General features: G+C 36.6%; 3 protein-coding genes and 1 pseudogene. 2 read left to right on the forward strand and 2 right to left on the reverse strand.

Annotated features, from left to right (window positions below; all coding sequences use genetic code 11):
• Positions 1–70 precede the first annotated feature (70 nt).
• Together AC1WHX_RS11360 and AC1WHX_RS11365 are read right to left on the reverse strand one after the other, a co-directional pair.
• A complete protein-coding gene (locus tag AC1WHX_RS11360; protein ID WP_278584489.1) occupies positions 71–631 on the reverse strand; it encodes a flavodoxin in 561 nt (186 codons plus the stop codon).
• Between the two features lie 73 nt (positions 632–704).
• Entirely contained in the window at positions 705–1886 is a 1182-nt protein-coding gene (locus AC1WHX_RS11365) for an iron-containing alcohol dehydrogenase (RefSeq protein ID WP_481229382.1), read from the reverse strand.
• A gap of 165 nt (positions 1887–2051) precedes the next feature.
• Between AC1WHX_RS11365 and AC1WHX_RS11370 the strand changes: the two are divergent.
• Both AC1WHX_RS11370 and AC1WHX_RS11375 read left to right on the forward strand, forming a co-directional pair.
• A pseudogene (locus tag AC1WHX_RS11370) lies at positions 2052–2951 on the forward strand (helix-turn-helix domain-containing protein).
• A gap of 313 nt (positions 2952–3264) precedes the next feature.
• Positions 3265–3433 (forward strand): DEAD/DEAH box helicase (locus AC1WHX_RS11375; protein WP_481229383.1); only part of this gene is annotated, 169 nt, incomplete at its 3' end.

A 3433-nucleotide genomic window follows, 5' to 3' on the forward strand; every position in this document is an offset into this window, starting at 1 on the left:
AGTGAACCGAATTTGTTTAATTTTTAACCTTGTCCATTTTTAGTGGACAGTAGTGTTTTTGCATGATTTCTTATTTTTTTAGCATTTCTATTTTTTCTAACCATTTCATAACATCTTCTTCAGCTTGTTTTACCTGACTACCTCGTATCGGAAGCCCCTTTAAAACATTCGATTTCGGACAAAGAGCCTTTATGTCGTTTTCTGAATGCCCCATGCGGCTTCCTTCATGAGTCATAAACGGAATGACTGTTTTTCCTGAGAGATTATAACTTGATAAAAATGCCGCTACCGGAGGTGCTATTGTTGCCCACCAGCAAGGTGAACCGACAAAAATGACATCGTATTTATCGATATCTTTTACTTTAGTTTTTAAAGCGGGTTTATAGTTGTCGTTGATTTCTTTTTTAGCTTGATCGACAACTTCTTGATAGTTTTTGGAATAGGGTTTTATAGGTTGAATTTCAAATAAATCACCATCAGTACCTTTTTGTATCTGTTCGGCAACAGCTTTGGTATTCCCGCTATAAGAATAGTAGGCTACTAAAATTTTTGAATCGTTATTTTGTGCCGAAGAATTAAAAGTAGTTGATATCATAAGGATAAAAATAAGTATAGAATGCAGAGTTTTCATAATTTTTTATGTTTAGACATTGAGAGAATACTCCCTTTTTCTATTTGTTTCTTCCTTTTGCTATTAAAATTATTTATTTGTAAGATGCTGCATAAATATTTATACAATCCTCATTACTTAGCGGGATACGATCACAAGAGAAGAGAAAACCCATGGTATCTTTAGCATTGATAGCGAATTTTTCAAATTCATCGGGGGTAATACCATAATCGGACATTTTGAGATCGGCTACGCCGCAATCTTCCTGAAGCTTTGTAAGAGCAGCTATAAAATCCATTGGTTCTGTTGCGTTTTTCATACCCATGACCTTTGCCATCTTTATAAAACGATCATCGCATACGTGTTGTTTAATAAGGTGGGTAAAGTAAGCTTTGCTTATCATGATCAGCCCGGCTCCGTGAGGAAGTTCCTGGTGATAAGCAGACATGGCATGTTCCAGAGAGTGTTCGCTGTTACACCGGCCTACGCACATTACAGATCTGGAAAGAGTATTGCCGAATGCAACTTTTGTGCGGGCTTCTATATCGTTCCCGTTTTTTATTGTCTTCGGCAGATTGAGAGACACATTTTCTATTGCAGTTAAAGCATACATGTCGCTCATTAGATTTGCACCGTTCGATACGTATGCTTCTATGCTGTGAAATAATGCATCAAATCCTTGATAGGCAGAAAACTTCGGAGGAACGGATAGCATTAGTTCAGGATCGACAATTGCGAGAACGGGAAATAAAGCAGGATGTACAAAGCCTGTCTTCTCATGAGTTGTTTCATTCGTGATGACGCAGCCGGGGTCGGTTTCCGACCCTGTTCCTGCGGTTGTCGTGATGGCGATAATAGGTAGCGGTACATTGGTTATAATCTTACCTTTTCCGCTTCCTGAAGGAATATAATCCCAATAATCTCCGTCATTAGTAGCCATAACAGCGATAGCTTTTGAAGCGTCCATGACACTACCTCCTCCCAAAGCTACAATAAAATCACATCCATTTGTTCGGGCAGCATTTCCTCCTGCCATGACCGTAGATTTTAAAGGATTTGCTTCAATCTGGTCAAATATAGTAAATTCTACTCCGGCTTTTTGAAGTTGTTCTTCTGTACGTTTTAGGTACCCGTTTATTTTAGTTGATTTGCCGTTAGATATTATGAGTAAAGCTTTTTTTCCCGGCATTTTCTGAGAATGCAAATGGTTTAACATTCCTGCACCGAATAAGGTATGTGTCGGGACATACATATCAAAGTTCATTTTTGTGTTCATAATTGATTTTGTTTTTTGTTATCTACATTGCAAAATTATATTGGTTATTTATATTGATTTGTAGATGAATTACAGGTATTTGTACCATTATTACGGATTTGAAAAAGTACAGATTATAGTATCGATAAAAGTGTTAACTTTGCATTAATCCAAAACAGCAAAGCTATGAAAGATAATATTTTAAAGATAGAGACGGTCGATCAGTATAATTCTCGTATGGGGATCGAAACTTTGCATCCGTTAGTTAGTGTGATAGATATGTCAAAGGCAAAGCCTGTGCGTCATGCTCGAATGAGTTTTGGTTTTTATACGATCTTTTTGAAAGAAGTGAAGTGCGGAGATTTGATATATGGCAGACAATATTATGATTATCAAGAGGGGACTCTTGTTTTCCTTGCTCCGGGTCAGATAATCGGTGTCGAAGATAATGGGGAGATTATTCAGCCTAAGGGGTGGGCTTTGACTTTTCATCCTGATTTAATAAGAGGAACATCTCTCGGTAGAAATATCAAAAATTATACGTTTTTTTCTTATGAAGTGAATGAAGCGCTTCATTTATCGGATCAAGAAAGACAGATCGTATATGATTGTTTGCATAATATAGAGTATGAACTTCGACATGGTGTAGACAAGCATAGTAAAACTTTAATTTCAAGAAATATCGAGTTGTTGTTAGATTATTGCATTCGTTTTTATGAGCGTCAATTTGTAACACGGACTAATGTCAATAAAGATGTACTTATGAAATTTGAGGACATTCTGAATGACTATTTCCATACAGATAAACCTCGTAGTATAGGATTACCTTCTGTGAAATATTGAGCCGACCGGTTGTGCTTGTCTCCTAATTATTTCGGTGATTTGATAAAGCGAGAAACCGGAAAAACGGCACAAGAATATATTCAGCTCGAATTGATAAATATGGCAAAAGAACGGATATTAGATACGGATAAGACGATAAGTGAAATTGCGTACGGTTTAGGTTTTCAGTATCCACAGCATTTCAGTCGTTTATTTAAAAAGTGTGTAGGTTGCACGCCAAATGAATATAGACAGCAAAGTTAATTGGTAGATTTATGGGAAAGTTTGGCAATTGTAACAGAGTAATTCTTGAGCTTTAGAGCTCATCTGAATTTTACCCGAGATTTGGGAGTTTCGTTTGAGGATGCTTTTTCTGTTTTATGAGAAGGGCAAGAGATATATCTGTCGATTGAAAACGAGAAAAAAGACCGGAAAAAGACGTAAGTCTTAATTTATTTGATTACCGATCTTTCATTTTTTATGACTATCTTTGTTCAAACTATTTTATTGATAAGATCCGGCTGATAAATGGGCTTTGGTTATCGTGAGTAGTTTTTTTGAAAAGTAGTAGAATTATATGAGATTTGATGAATTAAATCTAGGACCGGAAGTTCTGGAAGGTTTGAGTGCAATGAATTTTAAAGAAACGACTCCGGTGCAGGAACTTACCATACCTGTAATTTTGGAGGGAAGAGATTTGATCGCTTGTGCTCAGACGGGAACGGGTAAGACTGCCGCATATATAC

This window comes from Coprobacter sp., from assembly GCF_982436375.1.